This window comes from Thermoactinomyces sp. CICC 10522 (assembly GCF_016055075.1).
Classification (GTDB): Bacteria; Bacillota; Bacilli; order Thermoactinomycetales; family Thermoactinomycetaceae; genus Thermoactinomyces_A; species Thermoactinomyces_A daqus.
The window spans coordinates 340,762-364,695 of sequence record NZ_JAECVY010000001.1 but is presented as its reverse complement, the minus strand read 5'-3'; the positions used below and the strand labels follow the sequence as shown (position 1 = coordinate 364,695).

The 23,934-nt window shown below is 50.3% G+C and carries 23 protein-coding genes; 2 read left to right on the top strand and 21 right to left on the bottom strand.

Going from position 1 to position 23,934, the window contains the following annotated elements; all coding sequences use genetic code 11:
- Window positions 1-112: 112 nt before the first annotated feature.
- The 5 genes from rpoD to ccpN all read right to left on the bottom strand — a co-directional run bounded on the left by rpoD (window position 113) and on the right by ccpN (window position 7,594).
- Window positions 113-1,234 carry an RNA polymerase sigma factor RpoD gene (rpoD, locus tag I8U18_RS01875; RefSeq protein WP_033101718.1) on the bottom strand — a complete coding sequence of 374 codons (1,122 nt, stop codon included), beginning with the start codon at window positions 1,232-1,234 and terminating at the stop codon, window positions 113-115.
- Window positions 1,235-1,264: 30 nt separating this feature from the next.
- On the bottom strand, window positions 1,265-3,103 hold the full coding sequence (gene dnaG, locus I8U18_RS01870) for a DNA primase (protein WP_198055315.1): 1,839 nt from the start codon (window positions 3,101-3,103) through the stop codon (window positions 1,265-1,267).
- Between the two features lie 345 nt (window positions 3,104-3,448).
- Window positions 3,449-6,112, bottom strand: coding sequence for a pyruvate, phosphate dikinase (gene ppdK / locus I8U18_RS01865; RefSeq protein WP_198055314.1), 2,664 nt, complete (start codon window positions 6,110-6,112; stop codon window positions 3,449-3,451).
- Window positions 6,105-6,926, bottom strand: coding sequence for a pyruvate, water dikinase regulatory protein (locus I8U18_RS01860; protein WP_033101720.1), 822 nt, complete (start codon window positions 6,924-6,926; stop codon window positions 6,105-6,107). Before I8U18_RS01860 ends, ppdK begins: the two co-directional genes overlap by 8 nt.
- A gap of 32 nt (window positions 6,927-6,958) precedes the next feature.
- Window positions 6,959-7,594, bottom strand: a complete 636-nt coding sequence (gene ccpN / locus I8U18_RS01855; protein WP_033101721.1) for a transcriptional regulator CcpN — start codon at window positions 7,592-7,594, stop codon at window positions 6,959-6,961.
- A 305-nt stretch (window positions 7,595-7,899) separates the two neighbouring features.
- Between ccpN and I8U18_RS01850 the strand changes: the two genes are divergently transcribed.
- On the top strand, window positions 7,900-8,196 hold the full coding sequence (locus I8U18_RS01850; RefSeq protein ID WP_033101722.1) for a hypothetical protein: 297 nt from the start codon (window positions 7,900-7,902) through the stop codon (window positions 8,194-8,196).
- Window positions 8,180-9,613 carry an FMN-binding glutamate synthase family protein gene (locus I8U18_RS01845; protein WP_033101817.1) on the top strand — a complete coding sequence of 478 codons (1,434 nt, stop codon included), beginning with the start codon at window positions 8,180-8,182 and terminating at the stop codon, window positions 9,611-9,613. The genes I8U18_RS01850 and I8U18_RS01845 overlap by 17 nt, the downstream gene beginning before the upstream one ends.
- 75 nt (window positions 9,614-9,688) lie before the next feature.
- Here I8U18_RS01845 and I8U18_RS01840 read toward each other — a convergent pair whose 3' ends face one another.
- From I8U18_RS01840 to floA, 16 genes are all read right to left on the bottom strand, one after another.
- Window positions 9,689-10,420, bottom strand: a complete 732-nt coding sequence (locus I8U18_RS01840) for an Imm26 family immunity protein (protein ID WP_198055312.1) — start codon at window positions 10,418-10,420, stop codon at window positions 9,689-9,691.
- Between the two features lie 192 nt (window positions 10,421-10,612).
- Window positions 10,613-12,694, bottom strand: a complete 2,082-nt coding sequence (gene glyS, locus I8U18_RS01835) for a glycine--tRNA ligase subunit beta (RefSeq protein WP_198064429.1) — start codon at window positions 12,692-12,694, stop codon at window positions 10,613-10,615.
- Window positions 12,687-13,577 (bottom strand): glycine--tRNA ligase subunit alpha, encoded by an 891-nt coding sequence (glyQ, locus tag I8U18_RS01830; protein WP_033101725.1) that lies wholly within the window; start codon window positions 13,575-13,577, stop codon window positions 12,687-12,689. Before glyQ ends, glyS begins: the two co-directional genes overlap by 8 nt.
- A 322-nt stretch (window positions 13,578-13,899) precedes the next feature.
- Complete coding sequence (recO, locus tag I8U18_RS01825; RefSeq protein ID WP_198055310.1) at window positions 13,900-14,652, bottom strand: DNA repair protein RecO; 753 nt, start codon at window positions 14,650-14,652, stop codon at window positions 13,900-13,902.
- A gap of 18 nt (window positions 14,653-14,670) precedes the next feature.
- Window positions 14,671-14,808, bottom strand: coding sequence for a YqzL family protein (locus I8U18_RS01820; protein WP_081943948.1), 138 nt, complete (start codon window positions 14,806-14,808; stop codon window positions 14,671-14,673).
- A 219-nt stretch (window positions 14,809-15,027) separates the two neighbouring features.
- Window positions 15,028-15,933 carry a GTPase Era gene (era, locus tag I8U18_RS01815; protein ID WP_033101727.1) on the bottom strand — a complete coding sequence of 302 codons (906 nt, stop codon included), beginning with the start codon at window positions 15,931-15,933 and terminating at the stop codon, window positions 15,028-15,030.
- Entirely contained in the window at window positions 15,920-16,354 is a 435-nt protein-coding gene (locus tag I8U18_RS01810) for a cytidine deaminase (RefSeq protein WP_268745629.1), read from the bottom strand. The genes era and I8U18_RS01810 overlap by 14 nt, the downstream gene beginning before the upstream one ends.
- A 22-nt stretch (window positions 16,355-16,376) precedes the next feature.
- On the bottom strand, window positions 16,377-17,066 hold the full coding sequence (locus I8U18_RS01805; RefSeq protein ID WP_198055309.1) for a diacylglycerol kinase family protein: 690 nt from the start codon (window positions 17,064-17,066) through the stop codon (window positions 16,377-16,379).
- A 16-nt stretch (window positions 17,067-17,082) separates the two neighbouring features.
- Window positions 17,083-17,547, bottom strand: coding sequence for an rRNA maturation RNase YbeY (ybeY, locus tag I8U18_RS01800; protein WP_370589220.1), 465 nt, complete (start codon window positions 17,545-17,547; stop codon window positions 17,083-17,085).
- A 2-nt stretch (window positions 17,548-17,549) separates the two neighbouring features.
- Complete coding sequence (locus I8U18_RS01795; RefSeq protein WP_198055307.1) at window positions 17,550-19,715, bottom strand: HD family phosphohydrolase; 2,166 nt, start codon at window positions 19,713-19,715, stop codon at window positions 17,550-17,552.
- Between the two features lie 22 nt (window positions 19,716-19,737).
- Window positions 19,738-20,706, bottom strand: coding sequence for a PhoH family protein (locus I8U18_RS01790; protein ID WP_033101731.1), 969 nt, complete (start codon window positions 20,704-20,706; stop codon window positions 19,738-19,740).
- A gap of 4 nt (window positions 20,707-20,710) precedes the next feature.
- On the bottom strand, window positions 20,711-21,913 hold the full coding sequence (yqfD, locus tag I8U18_RS01785) for a sporulation protein YqfD (protein ID WP_232330942.1): 1,203 nt from the start codon (window positions 21,911-21,913) through the stop codon (window positions 20,711-20,713).
- A 22-nt stretch (window positions 21,914-21,935) separates the two neighbouring features.
- Window positions 21,936-22,193 (bottom strand): sporulation protein YqfC, encoded by a 258-nt coding sequence (gene yqfC, locus I8U18_RS01780; RefSeq protein WP_033101733.1) that lies wholly within the window; start codon window positions 22,191-22,193, stop codon window positions 21,936-21,938.
- A 119-nt stretch (window positions 22,194-22,312) separates the two neighbouring features.
- Window positions 22,313-22,510, bottom strand: a complete 198-nt coding sequence (locus tag I8U18_RS01775) for an alpha/beta-type small acid-soluble spore protein (RefSeq protein WP_033101734.1) — start codon at window positions 22,508-22,510, stop codon at window positions 22,313-22,315.
- 126 nt (window positions 22,511-22,636) lie between these two features.
- The gene (locus I8U18_RS01770; protein ID WP_033101735.1) at window positions 22,637-22,819 is read right to left on the bottom strand and encodes a hypothetical protein; all 183 of its coding nucleotides are present in this window, start codon (window positions 22,817-22,819) and stop codon (window positions 22,637-22,639) included.
- Window positions 22,820-22,852: 33 nt separating this feature from the next.
- Complete coding sequence (gene floA / locus I8U18_RS01765) at window positions 22,853-23,839, bottom strand: flotillin-like protein FloA (protein ID WP_033101736.1); 987 nt, start codon at window positions 23,837-23,839, stop codon at window positions 22,853-22,855.
- Window positions 23,840-23,934 lie beyond the last annotated feature (95 nt).

Sequence of the window (23,934 nt, the reverse complement as noted above, 5' to 3'; positions counted from 1 at the left end):
ACAAAAATTGTCCGAAACTTATTTGCATTGGGGATTGAAAAGGGATAAAATTTAATCAACAAAAAACAAAAAAGCACCCAATCCGTGTGGGTGCCCAGTTTGCGGGAGAGAGTTATTCAAGGAAATCTTTAAGCCGTTTGCTGCGACTCGGGTGGCGCAGTTTCCGTAAAGCCTTGGCTTCAATCTGGCGAATCCGTTCCCGTGTAACACCAAAAACTTTTCCTACCTCTTCGAGAGTCCGGGTACGTCCGTCATCCAGCCCGAAACGCAGGCGCAAGACGTTTTCTTCCCGTTCCGAGAGAGTGTCCAGCACTTCTTTCAACTGCTCTTTCAGCAGTTCGTAAGCTGCGGCATCCGCAGGAGCTTGTGCATCGTCATCCGGAATGAAATCCCCCAGGTGAGAGTCGTCCTCTTCACCGATCGGCGTTTCCAGAGAAACAGGCTCTTGGGCGATTTTCATGATCTCACGCACTTTTTCCGGGCTGAGCCCCATCTCTTCCGCAATTTCTTCGGGAGACGGCTCTCGTCCCAACTCCTGAAGCAACTGCCTGGAAACACGTATCAATTTATTGATGGTTTCCACCATATGAACGGGAATCCGAATCGTCCTGGCCTGATCGGCAATGGCGCGGGTGATCGCCTGGCGAATCCACCAGGTTGCGTATGTGCTGAATTTGTATCCTTTGCGGTAATCGAACTTCTCAACGGCTTTGATCAAACCCATATTGCCCTCCTGAATCAAATCCAGGAACAACATGCCACGCCCGACATAGCGTTTGGCGATGCTGACAACCAGGCGCAGGTTTGCCTCAGCCAGCCTTCTCTTCGCTTCTTCATCCCCCTGTTCGATCCGTTTGGCCAACTCCACTTCTTCTTCCGCCGTCAACAGGGGAACACGGCCGATCTCTTTCAGGTACATCCGAACGGGGTCATTGATTTTAACCCCCGGGGGAGGGGTCAAATCCTCTTCCAGATAATCCTCGGCTTCTACGTCGACATCATCCGCATCTTCAAACTCATCGTCGTTGTCCTCGTTAATCACTTCAATTCCCTGATCGCTCAGATGTTCAAAAAACTCATCGATATGCTGGGAATCCTGCTCAAATGGAGCCATTTTTTCCATAATCAGCTTATATGTGAGAACCCCTTGTTTTTTCCCAAGTTCGACCAGTTGCTCTTTCACTTGGTCCAGAGTTAATTCCAACTCGGTATCCACATTTTGTTCCTTTGCCAAATTCGTCTTCCTCCTTTCTGATGAACTCGCTTACTTCATCCGCATTTGCAACTGCTTTCTGAGCTGCAAAATTTCCAAGGACAACTGGGCGGCTTTGACGGGTTCATCAGCACGCGATAATTGTTCAACCATTTTCTCTTTTTCTTCGATCTCTTTAAGAAGAGGAGCCATTTTCACATGCCGGACATAATCCAGAAGCGCATCCTCCGCAATCTCCTCCGGTAACTCGAGCATAGCCAGTTCGCTCGCTTTTGAAGACAGGCTCTCATCCTCGAGAGAACTTATAAAACGGCCAGGGTTTTCGGGATTTCCTTGGTCATAATAAGCATATAGATAAGCAGCCAGCGCTGCGTAAATTTCATTATAAAAGTCTGCTCCCAAATGATTTTTCACCCATTCGGTAACAGATTTGCTTCGGATCATATGGGCTATAAGAAACATCTCGGATTTTTCGGCAACCGATGCCGGACCACCACTACCGAGCAAATGTTTGCTAACCTCTCGATACCCATTATTCCACTTGGTTCCCTCTTTATCCCTTCTGGCCTCTCTCTTTTTTCGCGTTCGCGCCTTTCTTCTCTCTTCCTTCAGGGCCTCCAGCGACAGCTGAAACTCTTCGGACAAACGGCGCAGGTAGTGATCCTGTTCGATGGCCAGCGGCAGTTCGGCAATCGCATCAATAGCTTCAGCCAAATACTTCATCCGCTGGTCTTCGTCCTTAAGATCATAATTTTTCTTTAGACTTTCCAGTTTAAACGCAGTTAATGACAACGAGGCAGCCAAGATTTCCTCTTTAAAGGCTGTACCCCCAAATTGCCTGATGTAATCATCGGGATCAAGTCCGACAGGCATCTGCGCCACCTTGACGGTCACTTCACTCCCTTTCAGCACATCAAGACCGCGTACCGCGGCATTCTGTCCCGCGTTGTCCGCGTCATAGCAGATATAAACCGTATCGGTGTTTCGCTTGATCAAGCGCGCATGGGCATCGGTCAATGATGTCCCCAGGGTGGCTACGGTGTTGCAAATCCCCGCCTGCCAAGCAGTAATGACATCCATATACCCTTCAAACAAAAGGACAGACGCTTCTTTTCTCATGTGAGAACGTGAACGATGAAGATTAAATAAATGATTCCTTTTATGAAATAACGGTGACTCCGGACTGTTTAAGTATTTTGGACGTCCATCACCAAGCAGGCGACCGCCAAACGCGATCACTTTTCCCTGCGAATCGTGGATGGGAAACATGATCCGGTCACGGAAGAGATCAAAATACCTTTTCTTCGATCCTTTGTCCCGTGAGGTGATTAACCCTGCTTTTTCGAGCAGTTCTTCATGAAACCCTCTTTTTTTAAGAAATGGAAGAAGAAATTGATAAGAAGGAGGTGCATACCCGAGCTGAAACTCGGCAATTGCTTCCGGAGAGACATTTCGCCGGCGCAAATATTGTCTTGCTGCTTTTCCATACTCGGTTGCCACCAAGATGTGATGATAAAGCTTCGCTGCCAAGTCCAAGGCTTTGCGCATCTGCTGGCGTTCATCCTCTTCCGGATCACCAGGATCGGCGTCCGTATCCGGTATGTGAATGCCGGCTTGATCTGCCAAATGCCTGATCGCTTCGGCAAATGTGAGCTGTTCAATCTCCATAATAAATTTTATGCAATCCCCGCCCGCTCCACAGCCAAAACAATAAAAAATCTGCTTGTCCGGCGAAACTGAAAAGGAAGGGGATTTTTCGGAATGAAACGGACATAATCCAAAATAATTTCTTCCGCTTTTTTTGAGCTGAACATATTGTTGGACGAGATCGACAATATCAAAATGCTGCCTCACTTGGTCAATCAATTCGTCAGGGATTCTTCCTCCCATAAAAACCACTGCTTTCTACCCCAGACCATGGTATGACTCCTGATCAAACTCTTCCAGAAACGCGGAACGAATGTTATCATTCGCCACCATTCGGCAAAGTCCTTCCGATTTTTTCGCTCCCGCCACTGGTAATATATAGATATTAAAGTTCGTTCATTTCCTTATCCTCCTATTCTACAAAAAAATAGCTTCTCCTTCTGTTAACCTTTTTTTACAATAGAAGAAAACGAAAAAAATGTCGAGCCTGCCCAGTATGTTTTCTTAACAATTTATCTTACTTCGATCAAAGAATTATTTCAATAAAAAATGCCCAGGATCTGGCTGGGCATTTTAAGGGAATCTCTGTCAATTTTTTTGTTTTTGTTCCTTTTTAACGGATATTGCCGCTTGTGCTGCTGCCAACCGCGCGAGCGGCACCCGGAACGGCGAACAGCTCACATACTGAAGGCCGGCTTCATGGCAAAATTGAATGGAGTTTTTCTCCCCGCCGTGTTCCCCGCAAATGCCGACTTTCAATTCCGGTTTGACCGAACGCCCTTTTTCCACGCCCAGGCGGACCAACTGGCCGACGCCTTTCCGATCCAGCGTGACAAAAGGATTATCCGCCAGAATTTTATTTTCCACATACCCGTGCAAAAATTTCCCTTCCGCATCATCACGGCTGAAGCCAAATGTCGTCTGGGTCAGATCGTTGGTGCCGAACGAGAAGAAATCGGCTTCCGTTGCGATCTCATCCGCTGTCAGCGCAGCACGCGGCACTTCGATCATCGTCCCGACGGAATAGGAAATCGCTTCTCCCTCTTTTACCGTTTCCGCCGCCACGCGTTCGACCAGCTCCCGCATCCGTTTTAATTCGTTCACATGCCCGACGAGCGGAATCATGATTTCCGGCATCACGTTAATTCCTTCCCTCCGACATTCGTCGGCGGCAAGGAATATTGCCTTTACCTGCATTTCGTAGATTTCCGGATGAGTGAGCCCCAAACGGCATCCGCGGTGACCGAGCATCGGATTAAATTCGCTGAGCGCCCGAACTTTTTTCAGCAATTTTTCCTTTTCAAGGTATTCTTCTTCCTTGTCTCTGCCTTGCATTTGCATTTTGGTCAGTTCAACGATCAATTCCTCACTGTTCGGCAAAAATTCATGCAACGGGGGATCAAGCAACCGGATTGTTACCGGCAAACCGTCCATTTCGCGAAAGATTCCTTTAAAATCTTCTTTCTGCATGGGAAGCAGTTTGGCAAGTGCCCGCTCCCTTTCGGCAAACGTCTCCGCCAAAATCATTTCCTGGACGATCGGAACCCGTTCCGCCTCCATGAACATGTGCTCCGTCCGGCACAAACCGATTCCTTCCGCACCCAGCTGCCGCGCTTTCCCTGCGTCGACAGGATTGTCCGCATTGGCTCTCACGCCCAGAACGCGCCGCTCATCAGCCCAATTTAACAACTCCCGGAATTCGGCGGACAACTCCGGATCGATCAGCGGAACTTCTCCCCGAATCACCTGTCCCGTGCTTCCATCGATGGAAATGAAATCGCCTTCCTTGAGCCGAATTTCCCCGAGCACTGCTTCCTTCAGGCGCAGGTCGATTTTTAATTGTTCCAATCCGCAAACACAGGCTTTCCCCATGCCACGGGCAACCACGGCAGCATGGCTGGTCATTCCACCCCGTGTCGTCAGAATTCCCTGAGCCGCCAAAATCCCGTGAATATCTTCCGGCGTCGTTTCCGGACGAACCAGGATCACCTTTTCCCCTTTACCTGCCAACTGCTCTGCCTGATCCGCGTCAAATACGATTTTTCCGGAAGCCGCACCGGGGGAAGCGGGAAGCCCCTTCGCCAGCACCTCCTTGGGCGCATTGGGATCAATCCGGCGGTGCAACATTTGATCCAGTTGTTCCGGTGCGATGCGGAGAAGCGCTTCATCCCGGTCGATAATCCCCTCATACGCCAGATCGACGGCGATTTTCACCGCAGCCTGCGCTGTGCGCTTTCCGGCCCTGGTTTGCAGAATATACAGTTTTCCCCGCTCAATGGTAAATTCGATGTCCTGCATGTCCTGATAATATCGCTCCAGTTCCTGGCAGATCCTCTTCAGTTCTTGATCAATCTCCGGCATTTTCTCCTGCAAAACGCGGATGGGCTGGGGTGTGCGAATTCCCGCCACGACATCTTCTCCCTGGGCGTTAAGCAAAAACTCGCCGTAAAGCTCCTTGTCCCCGGAAGAAGGATTTCGTGTAAAGGCCACACCAGTTCCCGAATCCTCTCCCATATTGCCGAACACCATCATCTGAACGTTGACGGCGGTTCCCAGCGTATCCGGAATCTTGTTCATTTTGCGATAAACCTTTGCCCGGGCATTATTCCATGATTTAAATACGGCCTCGGCAGCCTGATGCAACTGCTCCATCGGATCTTCCGGAAAGCGCTTTCCCGTTTGCCGTAAAATCAGCTGTTTAAATCGAGACGTCACTTCTTTCCAGTCGGCCGCCTCCAATTCCGTATCATATTGAACTTTGGCTTTCTCTTTCCGCTCATTGATGATCTTTTCAAACAGATAATGGGGAATCTCCAGCACGACATCTCCAAACATCTGAATAAAGCGGCGGTAACAATCGTAAGCGAAGCGGGGATTACCGGTGGCACTCGACAGCCCTTCGACGGTACGGTCGTTCAGCCCCAGGTTTAAAATCGTATCCATCATCCCGGGCATGGAGAATTTTGCCCCCGAGCGAACGGAAACGAGCAACGGTGAATCAGGATCCCCAAATCTTTTTCCGCTCTCCCTCTCCAGGTGTTGCAAGGCTTCCTTCACTTGCTCCCACAAACCGTCCGGCAACATTCCCCCGTTGTTCATATAGAAGCGACAGGCGTCTGTTGTAATGGTAAACCCGGGAGGAACCGGGAGGCCGGCCCGGGTCATCTCCGCCAGATTGGCCCCTTTTCCTCCCAGTAAATCCTTCATGCCCGCATTTCCTTCATGAAAATGAACCACCCATTTCTCACGCATGCCTGTTTCCTCCTCTTTTTAAGATATCCAGGATGATATTCGCCGTTTCCTCAACCGCTTTATTGGAAACATCGATCATCGGGCAACCCAGACGGCGGATCACCTTTTCGGAATACTCCAGTTCATACAAAATCCGCTCCATGCTGGCATAATTGGCGCCGGAGGCGAGCCCGAGCGCTTTCAGCCGTTCGCGGCGAATATTATTGAGCTGGTTCGGATCGATCGTTAACCCGATCAGGCGGTGAACAGGCACACGATACAACTCCTCCGGCGGTTCAACCTCGGGAACCAAGGGCACATTGGCTACTTTGTATCGTTTATGCGCCAAATACATCGACAGCGGCGTCTTTGATGTACGTGATACCCCCACCAGCACAACATCGGCACTTAAAAGTCCCCTCGGGTCTTTTCCGTCATCATATTTCACGGCAAACTCAATCGCTTCAACCTTGCGGAAATACTCTTCGTCCAATTTATGAATCAAGCCCGGTTCCATTTTCGGGGTAAGCTGGTACAAACGGGACATTCCCTCCAGCATCGGGCCCATAATATCGACATAGATCACCTGCTTGCGCTCCGCCTCTTCAATCAGCAGCTGACGCAGCTCATGAATAACCAAGGTAAAGGCGATCATCGCATGTTCTTCTTTTGCTGCCTGTACTGTCTCGATAATCGTTTCGCGATCAGTGGCATAGGGGACACGGCGAATTTCAATGTCACCGCAACTAAACTGGCTGGAAGCAGCTTTTACAACAAGTTCAGCCGTCTCCCCGACCGAATCGGAGATGACGTAAACAATGGGTTGATTGTTCATGAAAATGGGTTTCCCCTCCTTCAGGTTTGTTTCTATGGTTGTCCGAGTTCCACAAAAACTTTGACCAGTGTTGTTTTGCTGATGCGCCCGATTACTTCCCATTCACCGGGCCTGTCGGCGAAGGGTCTGACCACGGGCAGCGAATCCACCTCGTGCCGCATCATTGACAGTGCAGCTTCAAACAGGGTGTCATCCGGCTGGCAGGTGATGATGTTGGGCATCCGGGTCATGACCACCCCCACCGGCATTGTGTGCAGATCCTGTTTTCCCATGGCCGCCTGCAACAAATCCTTTCTGGAAATGACCCCCGCCAGCTGCCCTTCTTTTTTGATTACGTAAAGGGAACCCACATCTTCCAAGAACATGCTGCAAATCGCGTCGTAAACAGAAGTATCCTCCTGCACAACAACCGGCATCGATTTGTAATCTCTGACGTAGAGATTGCGAACATGTTCACCCATCAACTGATTTGCTGTTTTTCCCGAATAAAAATAGCCAACGCGCGGACGCGCCTCCAATAAGCCGGCCATCGTCAGGATCGCCAGATCCGGTCGCAGGGTTGCACGGGTCAGATTCAGCTTTTCAGCAATCGATTCACCAGTGATGGGCCCCTCCGCTTTTACGATTTCAAGGATTTTTTCCTGACGTTTCGAAAGTTCGATTTCAATCGCACCTCCAGATCACGGGGATGTAGTTAATTGTGACATACTTTTATTTTGATATCCACATATAGTATATACTAATCGACGAGCGAATTACCACCGTAAATTTTCTTCGGGAGAAAGAGCCCGTTTCACATCCTGCTTTGAATGGAATTTTTGTTTTGCGATCATCCTAACAAAAGAAGTTCGCAGCTCTTATTCTGCCTCGGCGATATTTTATCCCGATCGCAAGGGAAGCTATCAAAACAAATCATTCCCGATCAACCCACACCCTCTAATAACCTACAATCATACAGGCAGGTGTAAAACACATGATGAAAAGCAATCAAGACTTAAAACACACTCTTTCCTATCTACACTCTGAACTGAACCGCATTGAAACGATGGCGGGAACATTGGCCACGATTGAACAAGAACACTACGGCAAACTCACCAACTATGATCATCGTGAGTTGGTCGACATTGCCGTGGAAGAGCAACATGCGGCCCGTCAGCTGGGGACCATCAGGCAAATGTGCCTGGCGATGGCACAAAAGGTGGAAAGCCTCAAAAACGGGATCGACCGCGTGGGACCCAAGGAGCATACGGATCATGCTGAAATTCATTGAACGATGGATTCGGGCCACGATCAACGAAACAATCGATCAGGCGATTCTCCGGACCATTCGGGATCAGTACATCGAAAACCTGTTTGAAATGGTTCCCGCCACGACAAAAGTGGGGGTCACCAATCTGATGGAAATCGCCATGAGGGCAAATCAGGGCACTCCGGTTTCCCGTCCGTTGGGCAGCCCGATACACTTGTCCCCGTGGGAGAAAATCCTGTTTAATCCCGTCCATCTCTTCCGCTTCCCCACCCCTGAAAATGTCGGAATCAACACTTCGGTGACCATCGGCCCCCGCGCCAAAAAACCGATGACCATCTCCATTCCGATCATGATCGCCGCCATGTCGTTTGGAGGAGCACTGAGCAAACCGGCCAAAATCGCGCTCGCCAAAGCAGCCACTATGGTCGGGACAGCGACCAACTCAGGGGAAGCGGGACTCATGAAAGAAGAACGGGAAGCGGCCAATCTGTTTATCGGTCAGTACAATCGGGGCGGTTGGATGAATCAGCCCGAAAAATACAAGCTTCTGGATGCGGTGGAGATCCAGTTGGGGCAGGGGGCTCAGGGTTCGGCCCCGCAACGTACCGCCGCGCATAATATCGGGGAAGATTACAGGGAAGTGTTTGGTTTGCGACCGGGGGAAGATGCACGAATCCACTCACGGCTACCCGGTGTCAATTCCAAAGAAGACTTCATCCGGCTGGTGAGAAGGTTGCGCGAGGAGACCGGTGTACCTGTCGGTTTGAAAATCGCCGCTACGCATCACTTGGAAAAAGAATTGCAGATTGCTGTCGAGGCAGGAGTCGACTTTATCACGATCGATGGTGCGGAGGGGGGAACGCATGGGGGAGTTCCCACGTTGCAGGATGATGTCGGTTTGCCCACTCTCTTCGCCATCACCAGAGCTTCGGATTTCCTGGCGCGAAAAGGAGCCACACGCAAGATCAGCCTGATTGCCACCGGAGGGTTGGTCACTCCGGGTCAAATGTTGAAGGCACTCGCCCTGGGCGCAGACAGCGTTTATATCGGAACGGCGGCTTTAATGGCACTGGCGAGCGAGCAAATGGTAAAAGCACTTCCCTTTGAACCGCCAACCAGCCTGCTCGTTTACACAGGCAAAAAGACGGATCAACTGGATGTCGAGCAGGCGGCACGAAACTTGGTACGGTATCTGAACGCCGTGGTCCGGGAAATGGAATTGGTCATCCTATCGTTGGGCAAAACGGCTGTCGCCGACTTGTCCAAATCGGATTTATGCACGATTGATCCTTTTATCGCCAAAGCTACGGGAATCCAGTTAGGCTATGTCTCTCCCGAAGATCAATCCCGTTTCTTTGCGGAGACGGAACCGGCGTTTCATCATTTCCGCGATTTCCCTCAGCCGGAAAAGGAGCAACCTGTTATTCCCCCACACTAAACGTCATTGATCCGTTGCAGGGATATTCCTGCAACGGATCAATCAATCATAAAATTGGTTCCTGTTATTCGGGATTCACTGCTGCATCCCCAAAAAAGCTTCATACAGCCACTCTTCAATTTGTTCTGCACTCTGTGTGCCATCGGGGTTTTTCACAGCTTCCGCTTCTTCCCTGGTCACACCGTAAACTCTGGCCTCGCGATTGTTGGCTATCCCTTTGCTTATGTAATAAAGCTTGCTGTTTCCGAAAAAGGTTTCATCAAAGCCAAAAAAATCAGGCAGCTGATAGCTTTTTTCATCAAAAGCAACATGGCCGACCCTTTTCCATTCTCGTGTGGCTAAAGGCGCCCGGTCTGTGCAAAGAGTCCATAATATCGTTTTCTCTTTGTTTTTGAACTCGGTAAGCGTCCATTTCTTTTTGCTGAATAACGAGTAATATTCCAAATATAAATCCTCATCCTGTTTCCCGCCCCGAACGATCATGCCATAACCATAAACTTTTTTCCCGAGCAGTGGAATGGCCACCACATCGCCCGGTCTCCATTCAGCCTGCTTCGTCAGCTTTTTCTTCTTCAATTTTCCTTCCGTGATCTGATACCCGGTCAAATCAGCGATCACTTTTTCTTCCATCCCTTGGAAACCCAGGGCAATCATGCGCTCCCACTCTTCCAGAGAGGGAATCCTCCCGGTCAGGCTTTGGTACAGCTTTGCTGCTTCCAGAAAAGACTTTTGCAGAAATGTGCGCAATTCTCCCTCAACTGCACTGTTTAAATGTAGTTCGCTTTTGCTTTTCTTTTTCTCTCCCATCATGGTGCCTCGCTTTCCTGACTAGATCGTAAAAAAGCCCCTACGCAGAGGAAGGGGATAATTTTACCATGACATGAATCCCGACTGACTGCAAGCGGTTTTTGTGAATAACGATTTCCCTGGAAATAGTCCAGACGGGCCTCTGAAAAGAAAAGCGCATATCATCCCCGTGGACGACATGCGCTGATCGTTTTAAGCAAATACCAGATATTCAAAGGAAGCGAATCTCCTGGTCAACCGCATAATCCCGGCAAGCAGGGCCAACCGGTTAAAGCGGACTGCCGGATCATCGACCATTACCATGATCTCATCAAAAAAGCGGTGAATTTCCGGAACCATATGGGCAAGCGCACTGTAGAGAGCCGCCGGATCCTTTTGCTCGGCCGCACGCTCCCATAGTGCTTCCGCTTCTTCAAACGCCCGAAGTAAAGCCTGTTCTGCCGGTTCCGTGAGCGCCTCTTTGTTCAATTCTGCGCCATCTGCTTTGGCTGCGAGATTGGCAACGCGCGTAAACCCTTCAACTTCCTGTTTGAACGATTCGCGCGAAAGCTGATCCATCAGCACTCCGGCTTTTTCCAGCACTTCTGCCGGATGGGAAATGCCGGAAGCAATGACGGCATCGATGACATCATAGCGGATTCCCTCTTCCTGAAGCACCGTTTTGATGCGCAGGGAAAAGAACTCCGTCAGATCCTTTTTCACACCAGCCCTATCCTGTTTTAGCAGGCCTGCTTGCTCCAATTGTTCCAGAGAAAGCTCCAACAGTTCATCCAACGACAACGAACGGTATGCCGGAGACAGCAAAATTTGCACAATTCCTGCCGCTTTGCGCCGCAATCCGTATGGATCCTGCGAACCGGTCGGCTGAATGCCGATGCCAAAGCTTGAACAAATCGCATCCAGTTTATCGGCAAGGGCCAGGATCCCTCCGATTTTTGTTTGCGGCAGTTTATCGCCGGCGAATCGGGGCAAGTGATGTTCAAAGATCGCTTCGGCAACCGCCTCCTCTTCCCCTTCTTTCCGCGCATACGTTCTTCCCATGAAACCTTCCAATTCGGGGAATTCTCCAACCATTTGCGTGGCCAGGTCAAATTTGGCGATTTGGGCCGCACGGCTTAATTGCTGCAACTCTTTCTGCTCAAGGTTCAAGCGCTCACCGATGGCCGATGCAAGATTTGCCATCCGCCGAATCCGGTCTCCGACACTGCCCAAATTCTCTTGGTAAACGATCTGTTCCAGTTTGGCAACCGCTTGCCCGATCGGCTGTTTCAAGTCTTCTTCATAGAAGAAACGCGCATCGGCCAAGCGGGCGCGGAGCACCTTCTCGTTCCCTTTGACCACTGTTTGCAGATAACGGTCATCGCCGTTGCGCACCGTCACAAAATAAGGGAGCAAATGCCCGTCCGCATCTTCTACGGGAAAATAGCGCTGGTGTTCCCGCATGGTGGTGATCAGCACTTCCTTGGGAAGCGTCAAAAATTCTTCGTTAAACGTTCCATACAGCGCTGTCGGGTATTCCACCAGATAAGTGACTTCCTCGAGCAGACCGGGGTCAACCGGAATAACCCAACCCCGTTGTTCCTGCAATTGGCGCAGTTGCTGCAAAATGAGCTCGCGCCGTTCGGTCGCGTCAACCAACACATATTGCTGTTTCAACGCATTCACGTATTCCGCCGCATGGGTGATCTCAATCTCATGCCCCAAAAAGCGGTGTCCACGCGTCTTGCGTCCGGCTGTCAACCCTGCCCACTCAACCGGTACAACCGCGTCATCGAAGAGGCAAACCAACCAGCGAACCGGGCGGATAAACCGGGTACGCCCCTGCCAGCGCATCGTTTTGGGGAAATGCAACGCTTGAAGCACCTCCGGCAACCCTTCCTGCAATTGGCGTACGGTGTCTGCCCCTTCATGGTGCACTTTGGCAAATACATAATTTTCTCCCTTGATCTCTTTAAACACGAGGTCGTCGACCGCCACTCCCTGTTTGCGCGCAAACCCCTCCGCTGCTTTGCTCCAGCTTCCATCCGGGGTTTTGGCAATCCGCTCGGCGGGCCCTTTTACTTCTTCATAGAGATCTGCTTGCCGTTCGGCCACTCCGTGAACGTGCACAGCCAAGCGGCGCGGTGTGGCATAGGTATGGTACGTCTCATATGAGATCCTCTGTTCATTGAGCCAATCGGCCAGCTTTTGGCCAAGTTGCCTGACTGCATCGCCGACAAAGCGGGCGGGAATTTCCTCACAACCAATCTCCACCAGCAGGTCTCGCTTATTCATTCTCTTCCCCTCCCTTTCGGTTCATCAATGGGAAGCCCAGTTTTTCTCTCTCTTCGATGTACGCCCGGGCAATTTTGCGTGCCAGATTGCGGACGCGGCCGATGTAGCCCGTTCGTTCCGTCACACTGATCGCTCCGCGCGCATCCAGCAGGTTAAAAGTGTGGGAACATTTCAAAGCGAAATCATAAGCCGGAAATACCAAGTTTTCGCTCAATGCCCGTTTGGCTTCCCGCTCAAAATCATCGAATTGCCGGAACAGCCAATCCGGATCGGAAATTTCAAATGTATATTTGGAATGCTCATATTCCGGCTGGCCGAATACATCGCCGTACAGCACTCCGGGAACCCATTCCAATTCAAACACATTTTCTTTGTCCTGGATATAGGAAGCCAACCGCTCCAGCCCGTATGTCAATTCAACCGAAACAGGATCGACATCCAGGCTCCCTACTTGCTGGAAATAGGTGAATTGCGTCACTTCCATCCCGTCGAGCCAAACTTCCCAACCGAGGCCTGCCGCGCCAAACGTGGGGTTTTCCCAGTTGTCTTCCACGAAGCGGATGTCATGTTGCAACGGGTCCACACCCAGGGCGCGCAAACTGTTCAGATAAATTTCCTGAATGTCGGCCGGTGCCGGTTTCAAAATCACCTGGAACTGATGGTGCTGATACAAGCGGTTGGGATTCTCGCCGTAACGCCCGTCAGCAGGGCGACGCGAAGGCTCCACATAGGCCGCTTTCCACGGTTCAGGGCCGAGTGAGCGCAAAAACGTCATCGGGTTTAACGTCCCTGCCCCTTTTTCCACATCATACGGCTGGCAGAGGATGCATCCCTGTTCCGACCAGAAATCTTGCAATCGCTTGATCATTTCTTGCATATTCATCGCAGCCACCTCCATTAATTCCCCAAATTAAATAAACCTCCCGCCCTTATGACACGATTCGATGCCATAGGGACGAGAGGTTGTTCTCCCGCGGTTCCACCCTATTTGGTCAGCATGCAGCGTGCTGACCCGCTTTTTCTTCAAACCTTCATCCGCGCTCAAGAACTGCCATTCACCAAACACCAAGATCGGGCTTGCACCCTCCCCGACTCGCTATGCATGGCTCTTTTGGTTACTCCTTTTCTCTCATTGCGCTGTATATTGAAAAAATGTTAATTACAGATATAGCAAATCAATCAGACTTTGTCAACCATCGTTTGGCTTATTTTATCCAAGTTGCGCGAATCTGTTCCAACAAGTTGAGGGATTTGGACTGAAACGGCAAATATTCCTGCATAAAGGAACGGACAATCTGTTGCAATTGCGCTTCCGTTTCCGGTCTTACCTTTACTTCCCCCAACCGTTCCACCGGGATGCGCTCCAAAACCGGCAGAATTTTGCCCGTTGCCGCTGAAACCGGAATCGCCTCCGGATCGCGTTCCTGGCATTCTTCACACAAAAAACCGCCCTGACGGACACTGAAGCGAACAGGGCTGCGTTCCCGGCGGCAGATGACACAATGATTCAATACCGGCGTATATCCGGCCAATTTCAAGATGCGGAGTTCAAAAATCCGCGTCAAAATCTCCGGATTGGTTCCTTTTTCCAAACGTTTGAGCAGGGCGCTGAGCAATCGGTGAAGCGGCGGCAGGGGTTCTCTCTCTTCCGTGCATTTATCCAAAAGATCAAGCCAATAGGCGCCATAGGCTGTGAGCAGCAAATCGGAGCGAATCGGGTGATGGGAATCGAGCGAATCGGCCTGCGACAAGGTGGCAACCCCGCTCCCTCCCGTAAACAGGACAAATTGCGCCTCTGTAAACGGCTCCGTCACTGCACTGAAACGACTCTTTGTTTTTTTGGAACCGCGGGCCATCGCCGCCAGTTTTCCCTGCTCTTTCGTAAACAGCGTCAAAATTTGGTGGCTTTCGCCGTAATCTTTCGCTTTGAGGACAATCCCTTCCACTTTCACCAACATGAGATTCGCCCTTTCCTCTCAGCAGCAGTTTTCCTCCCCTTCTTCCTCTTGTTCCGCCCTTTCCGCAACATCCTCCAGTGTTTGGAGTTCCTTGAACAAGAGGTAAGCGTCGATACTGCCAGTCACTTGGAAACAATTCCAGACAAAATTTCGCAACTAGCATCATCCTTTCTCTATTCCTCATTACAACCATTAGGATGACCTAGAGCAGCGGGGAGTATTAGATGGAAAAATTGGCATTCTCCCTGTTATTGACTTTCACTCATGATGTTGTTCCTGCGTGCTCTCACGGGCCGGGTGGCGGTGTGCGTCCAACACTCGGCACGCAGGGAATTCCTCCGGGATCGAAAAAGTCATGATCATTTCCCGTACGGTTCACTCGTCTTCCGTATAACCAAACTGCCGCAGCATCAACACTTCATTGCGCCAGTCTTTTTTTACCTTGACCCACAAATCGAGAAAAATCCGGGTTCCGAGCAAATGCTCAATCTCCAGCCGGGCCCGTTTCCCCACTTCTTTAAGCAGTGCTCCTTTTTTGCCGATCAAGATTCCCTTTTGCGACGGACGTTCCGTGTAGATGGTGGCCCGCACATCGATGAGGTCTTTCTCCTCTCGTTTGCTCATCTCTTCCACCACAACCGCCACCGAATGGGGCACTTCCTCCCGGGTCAGTTCCAACACTTTCTCGCGAATCAACTCGCCTACGATGAAGCGTTCGGGATGGTCAGTGATCTGGTCAGCCGGGTAATATTGCGGCCCCTCCGGCAAGTAGCGAAAGATCTGCTCGACCAGTGTCGATGTATTATTGCCCTGGAGGGCGGAAATGGGAATCACTTCGGCAAACGAAAATTGGTTGCGGTACCGGTCGATGAGCGGCAGCAAATCATCCGGATGAACCTGGTCAATTTTGTTGACCACCAGAAAGACCGGCGTTTCGACTCCCTGCAAATTCTCCATGATAAAGCGGTCGCCCGGCCCCTCTCCTTCTGCCGCATCGATCAGAAACAGGATCAAATCGACTTCATCCAACGCATTCCGGGCTGTTTGTACCAGGAATTCGCCCAGCTTGGAGCGGGGTTTGTGGATGCCCGGAGTATCCAGAAAGACAATCTGCCCTTCTTCTCTGGTCAGAACTCCATGGATCTTGTTGCGCGTCGTTTGCGGTTTATCTGACATAATCGCGATTTTTTGTCCGATTAAATGATTCATCAATGTCGATTTTCCGACGTTTGGACGCCCGATCAGCGCCACAAATCCGGAACGAAAATCATCCTTGTGCATCTAAATCCCCTTTCTGAAACGCTCCTGGCAGCAAATCGGCCACCGTCGTTTCCTGAATCGCCCCTTTCAAGTTGGACAAAAATACTTTCATATCGGGAGGGCATAACTCAACCATGACCTGACGGCATGCTCCGCACGGTGAAACCGGTCCCTCGGTATCGGCGATGACCGCAATCCCCGCAAACTCGCGATAACCTTCGGAAATCGCTTTAAACAGGGCCGTGCGTTCAGCACAGTTCGTCAATCCGTAAGAAGCATTTTCCACATTGCATCCCCGGATAATCTCTCCGTCTTTGGTCAATACAGCCGCTCCCACCCGAAATTTTGAATAGGGAACATAAGCCATTTCCCTTGCTTGTTTCGCTGCTTCAATCAACTCTTTCATCTTTCCATGCTCCTTCTTTTGGCTGGGTGCCTCTATTATAGAGAAAGGATGGAATCATTTACAATAACTGCAGACCGATCGTCGCCACAAAAATGCCGAGAATGCCTCCGATCACCACGGACAGTCGCCGAGGCTGGTAACGAAGGCGCATGCCCACCAGCATCATGAGCAGGAGCAGAACCAAAAACGTAATATGCAGGTTGCCCGTTACCAGAATCAGCAGAGTTGAGATGCAGAGTGAAATCGAAGAGGTCATGCTCGGCTCCCATGTATGCTTTTCGACACGGTGGCACCAACCCTTTAAAAGCAGAGTGAGGAAAAAGTCGAACACGATGATCACGGCCAGCCCGATGTTGGCAGGATAAGAAGTACCCGCGGTCAGGCGGGTAAACAGTTTATCGAGATACGGATAAAAGACACTGATTCCGACAATCACCGCAAGCCCGGCGGTCAACAGCACCGCTCCCGCAGCCACATCTTTCGCGATTTTGGCCAGCGGATGGTATTCCTCCGTCACCATGTCCACCACCGCTTCAACAGCGGTATTGATCAACTCCGCAAATAAAACCAGAATAATCGTGATAAACACGACAAGTACCTCCAACTTGCTGATCGGGAGGTACAAGGCGAAAAAAAGGACAGCGAGGGCAATGAGAAAATGGATGCGCATGTTCCGTTGCGTAATGACCGTATACTTTAGCCCTTCCAGAGCGTAAACAAAGCTGCGCAGCAATTTGGTCACCCACATGAGAAGAAGCCCCCTTCTATCGCTGAAGACCGATCCGGCTTAAAATCTCCTCCTGTCTTGAAAACATTTCTTTTTCTTCTTGCTCGGTCTCATGATCATAGCCAAGGAGATGCAAAAAACCGTGCACAGCCAAAAAACCGAGTTCACGGGCAAGCGTATGGCCGTATTCCGCAGCCTGCTCTTTTGCCTTCGGCAGGGAAATCACGATATCTCCCAGCATGACTCCCTCTTCTTCTTCATCGATTACCCACTCTTCATCGGGTTCCCACAGCGGAAATGACAAAACATCGGTCGGGCGGTCGATCCCGCGGTATTCCCGGTTCAGCTGGTGAATTTTTTCATTGTCAACAATGGTTACGGCCACTTCAACCGGCGGCAGCTCTTCAAAATCCGCGGCAGCCTGCAACGCTTTTTCCAGCGAGGAGATCGCTTCTCTCTCCTCTTCCGTCACCTCTAATTCTATACCCAGTTCCAAACGCAAATTCATCCTTGCTTTACTCCTTTTACTTTAACAGGTTCTTCCGGATATTCGATCCTGGAGTGAAAAATGCCCTGCAACGTTTCACAGATCGACTTTGTGATCATGTCCAGCTCTTTGAACGTAAGATCACACTCATCAAATTGCCCGTCCTCCAGGCGATCCTGCACAATTTTCTTGACCATGTTTTCAATCCGGGACGGGGTGGGCCGGGCGAGGGAGCGAACTGCTGCTTCCACACAATCGCAAATACCCACGATCGCCGCTTCCTTGAATTGAGCTTTGGGTCCCGGATAACGGTAATCCTCCTCCAACACCTGGGTCCCGCTATTTTGTTTCAACGCTTTATAATAAAAATATTTGAGCAAGGTGGTTCCGTGGTGTTGGGCGGCAATATCCTGAATCGGTTTCGGAATGCGGTATTGTTTTAACAATTCCACTCCGTCCCGCGCGTGGGAAATGATGATCGTTTTGCTTAAATTCGGCGAAATTTTATCATGCGGATTGGAGCGGTTCAGCTGGTTCTCGACAAAAAACTGCGGCCGTTTCGTCTTGCCGATATCGTGATAATAAGCCCCCACCCGGGCCAGCAATCCGTCTGCCCCGATCGCTTCCGCGGCTGCTTCCGACAAATTTCCGACAATGATGGAATGGTGGTATGTACCCGGGGATTTGATCAGCAGCTGCCTCAGCAGAGGTTGGTTGGGATTCCCCAGTTCCACCAAACGCATGGGTGACAGGATGCCAAAAGCCGTCTCAAAAAACGGCAAAAAACCGATCGTCAGCACGGCCGAAAAGATTCCGCCCAACATGCCGAACCCGATGGATAAAAACAGTTCGTTCATCGTTCCTTCCGTAGGATACATCATATAAAGGGCCAGGATGGCCAAACTGACGGAAAGTGCGGCGACCAGTCCCGCCCGTAAAATCCCGCTCCGCCTGCGGACATCGGTCAGAGCGAAGGCACTGGCTGCACCGCTGACCAGCGCGGTAAAACCAAAGCGAAAATCAAACAAAATATGATTATCCCCGTTAAAAAAGATGCTGGCAAAAACAGCGAGCAATACGTTGCACACCATGGCCACCTGAAGATCGAGGAGCAGCGTGATCAGCATCGCCCCGAAGCCGACCGGCGCGAGAAAACCGATCATACTCCATTCCAAATTCTGCCCAATGGCCACCATCTTCATCCCGAGCACCGTCAACAGCAAAATTGAAAACAGGAGAAGCAGATTCATATTATTTTTATAAAGCCGGGGCTTATAATTGCGAATATAGGTAAAGATGGCAGCCAACACCACGAAAATAAAGAGCAGCAAGCCTAAATGCGGCCAAAAATTAGTCTCTTTGCGCAAAAGACCCAGTTCCTGCAGTTTATTGTACTGATCCGGAGTGACGACCTCACCCAGAGCGATGATAATTTGCCCTTTTCGAATCGGAATGGGCTGCACGGCATCTTTCGCTGCCTCACGCAAAGCCGTGGTTCGTTCCCGATCAAAAAAATCATTGGGAACAATGCTCTTTTTGGCCAATTCGCGCACAATCGAACGGGAACGATTGTCCAACGAGTCCTGATCCAGCAAAGTAGTAACCAGGACGCGGTCAACCGAATCCCTTTTGTTCTCCAGCTCCTCCTGGCGAACTCCCTTGTTCAGGATATCAAACACAATGTCCCTCGTCTTCAGCCGGATCGCCGTCAGATCGTCGGGAGAGATTTTCAGCAAGTTCGCATAAAAGGTATCGGAAAATGCATCGGAAAATGTTTCTTCCAAAATCAGTTTCACTTTCTGCTTTTTTTCATCATCGGACAAAGTGTGATCAGTCAGCACCTTTCTGACTTCGGCGAAAAAGCGGTCGATTTTGTCAATCTGCTGATTGGTAACCCGGTCATCCTTGGTGTAAACGCGTTCCACCTTTTCCGCCGCCTGCTCTTTTGCCATTTCGGTCGCATATTCATCGATCTTCGTGACGGGGGAAACGATCGTGGCCGGGCTGACTTGTCCCACGCGTATGACGTATTGTTCGGGCAATACATGTTTTAAGAGTAATAAATAGAACGCGATCCCTATGATCGCGTATAAGAGCAAGTGTATGCGAAAACTCGTTTTCCAGGTCTCAACCTTTTTCCCTTTTTTCTCCCGCTGGGATGACGGTTCCTTTTTCTCCTTCATCTTTGAACCGACTCCTTGCTGCTTATTCCTTTACTCGATCCTGTTCATAAGCATCAATAATTTTCTGCACCAACGTATGACGAACAACGTCTTCCTGTCCGAGATAGATAAACTGAATCTCCGGTACTGCCTTTAAAATCCGTTCAGCCTCTTTCAATCCCGAATTTTTGCCTCTGGGCAAATCCACCTGGGTCACGTCGCCGGTAATCACCATTTTAGACCCAAAGCCGAGGCGGGTCAAAAACATCTTCATCTGCTCGGGGGTCGTATTTTGCGCTTCATCGAGAATGACAAAGGAATCTTCCAATGTCCGCCCCCGCATGTAGGCCAGAGGAGCCACCTCAATCAATCCGCGCTCCATCATCTTCGCCACTTGTTCCGTTCCCAGCATGGTGTAGAGACTGTCATATAACGGGCGAAGATACGGATCCACTTTTTCCTGCAAATCCCCGGGCAAAAAGCCCAAATTTTCCCCGGCTTCCACAGCAGGACGTGTAAGGACGATCTTTTTCACGCTGTGCGCTTTCAGGGCAGATACGGCCAACACGACTGCGAGAAAGGTTTTTCCAGTACCGGCCGGCCCGATTCCGAAGACGATATCCGACTTCTTGATGGCGGACACATAATGGCGTTGTCCGAGCGTTTTAACGCGAATCGCCTTCCCTTTTTGCGTCGTGCCGATCTCTTCCTGATAAAGTTCGAGCAGTTCGTCTGCTTGTCCCTGTCTGGCCAGACGGTGGGCATAGACAATATCGCGATCTGATATCGTTTTTCCCTGCCTGATCAAGGACAGCAGCACACGAAACAGATGATCCAATATCTCCAGTTCTTCCTCGCTTCCGGTGATGATCACCACTTCGCCGCGCGAAAAGATCCTGGCGGAAGTATTGGCTTCAATCTGCTTCAGATAGGCGTCATGAGGCCCGAATAGACTAAGTGCTTCTGCGGCATCCCGCAAGCGAATTTTCAGCGAATGATCTTGATTTTGCAATGGCTCATTCTCCTTGCAGAATCGGTTGTATACTTGCAATATTTTCAATGGCATCAAAGTGCACTTTCAAATTCACTTTACCATTCTCCACGCGCTGGTGCAAAATTTTTTCTTCCAAAATTCGTCCGTTGCCCCCCAATCTCTGTTGAAGTTCCTCCCTCGCGCGCATTTTTCCCAACATCACGGCATCCTCGGGAGTCAGATCCTTCTTCACCCACTTCATCTCCAAAATCTCATCTTCGACCAATCCGAACGGGAGCCGCCATTTCCCCAAGTAACAGGAGTGGATTTTGCGAATCGTTTCCACCTTTTTGAATGGGACTTTTTCGGCAAAAGGGTTGGGAATGATCATGGAAAACAGATATGGCGACAGCTTTTTCACCCGCTCTCCCGTATACACCTTCCGCTTCTGCACAAGCGGAACCGATACATTGGATTCATACCAGACTTCCCCGATCACTTTTCCTTTTGCACCGACGATTTTTCCATGATCCGGATTTTCCGGGTCGCCGTAAATGCCGGAGACCAAGATCTGTCCCTTTTTCACCACCTGATTGACCTCAACGAGCGGATTTCCCCTCTCGACGCGCAAATCATAAACCATCGCGTTCTTTTTGGCGACCAGGTTTACGGGCCCCGGGTCCCGGTTCTCCTCTTTTTTTGTTTCCGGCTCTTTTTTCTCCACAATCGTGACAATCACCCTTGTCCCTTCCACGCGGAATCCTACCCACGAAGCCTTTGGAAGGTGCATGAGCAAATCGTGCTGGATAACTTCCGCTTCCGGTAGTTTTCCCTTAAGTTGCCCGACAAACACCCCTTCCTTCTTTAAGAGGGCTTGTACATATCGTTCCGGAATTTGCTCGTTTCCCTCAATTTGCACTCTCCAGACAAATGAAGAAAGAGAGAGCGTGAGCAGAATAAAAAGAGCGACACCGAGCAAAAACGCTTTACGCCGCTTCAGCTTGCGCATGAAAAACGGCACACCTTCTTTTTTGACTATTTTCAGTCTCACCTTGTTCCTGCGGGCGATTGAAACGAACGAAAAAAAATGCGTTAATGGTACGGTAAGGTGGAGCTTCTGCTCATGAACCCATTGAATATCTTCCAGATGTATGCCTGCCTGTACCGTTTGATTGATCAAACCGGTAACCCGTTCCCCCGTACAGGCCAAACGGACTTTTCCTTTGACTAATGCCGGATAACCCATCACTGCCACCGCATTTCTCCCCTTACTTCATATATCGCAACTCCTGAATCTCGCCTTCAATCCGCACACCATCCTGATAAATGACGGCGATCTTTAATTTCTCCCCCTTGATTTGCAGGGTTCCTTCCTTCACTTTCAGCTTCAATTCGGTTGGGCTGAATTTTTCAACTTCAAGATAGTTTTCAATCTGGAGCCGCCGCGAGCCGACCATCTCGATCCGTGGAACTTCTTCTGTCACTTCTGCCGGCAGGTCCAACCAATCCGAAACCCATTTGCGCATCAGCTCCCGCCCTCTCCCATCCGATCTTCTTCTTTTTTCACTCTTATGCGCCCAAAGGCCGATTTATGAAGCAGACACAAAAAGCGGCATAGAGACCTACTATGCCGCCGTCTTCCATCTTATTCCGTTTTCATTTCGTTTTGAGCCGCAGCGATCAGGCGTTTGGTAATTTCTCCTCCGACAGATCCGTTGGCGCGCGCGGCCGTATCCGAACCCAATTTCACACCGAACTCGGCCGCGATCTCTTCTTTAAATTGGTTAAGAACCAAAGCCGCTCCCGGCACCAACAGGCGATTGGAATTGGATCGACGTGCCATGCCTTTCACCTCCTTTGGTTTTTAGTATGAAATTTGAAGCAAAATCTAATAAACGCAGTTGTTTCCATGAATAATAAAAAAGACTCGTGAAATCTCTTCACGAGCCGAGTACAATTTGTTTTAATTTTAACGGAACAGCGAAAAACGATACGGTTTCAATGCGCGGGGCGGACCTAAAATCTCTCTCATCCGCATCCCTTCACGGAGCGAGCCAATCCTTTTGCCCGGCCTTTGCCCCCGTTCCAAGCCGGTTCTCACCGCCTGAAGCGATCCGCTCCGCAGCTTTTGCGCTGAGATGCGAATTTCCATGAAACCACCTCCCTTGGGTGAAGCGGGGACTGATTAATTTTCCGCATCCGCTTCCGGATCATCATCACCCAGCGAGCGGCGCATTTTGGTATCGGCTTCAATATTTTGCATCATGTAATAATCCATGAACCCCATTTTCCCGGACTTGAGCGCCTCGGCCAACGCGCGCGGCACTTCGGCTTCCGCTTCGATCACTTTAGCCCTCATCTCCTGCACCTTTGCCTTCATCTCTTGCTCCAGTGCCACGGCCATTGCCCGCCGTTCTTCGGCTTTCGCCTGAGCGATGCGTTTATCCGCTTCCGCCTGGTCGATCTGCAGTTTCGCCCCGATATTTTTCCCGATGTCAATGTCAGCGATGTCAATGGAGAGGATTTCAAAGGCGGTTCCGGCATCCAGCCCTTTGGAGAGCACGGTTTCCGAGATCATATCCGGGTTTTCCAACACATCCTTATGGCTGTCAGCGGAACCATTCGTCGTCACAATTCCCTCTCCGACACGGGCAATAATCGTTTCTTCTCCCGCTCCGCCCACCAAACGGTCGATATTGGCACGCACCGTTACCCGGGCAATCACTTTTACCTCGATTCCGTCTTTACATACAGCAGAGACTTCCGGTGTCTCGATTACTTTTGGATTGACGCTCATCTGCACGGCCTCGAGCACATCCCGACCAGCCAGGTCAATTGCCGCGGCCCGTTCAAAAATCAGATCGATATCAGCCCGCTGGGCGGCGATCAAGGCATCGACAACCCGGTCCACATTCCCTCCGGCCAGATAGTGCGTTTCCAATTGGGAAATATCAACATGCAAGCCGGCTTTGCGCGCCTTGATCAAGGGATTTACGATTCGTGCAGGAACAATCCGGCGAAGGCGCATCCCGACCAGCGTGGAGAGTCCCACATAAACCCCCGATGCCATCGCGCTGATCCAGAGCATTACCGGTACAAATGAGAAGAAAATCGATAAAACAATAACAATCAGGATGACCAACAAAACAGCCCCCAACGCTCCGCCCGTCATTCCCTTCACTCCTTCAACTGATTTCCTTTATTGACAATTCTATCATATCGCAAAAAAATTCCATAAGTCATGAAAAATGGAGATTCTCTTTGAAT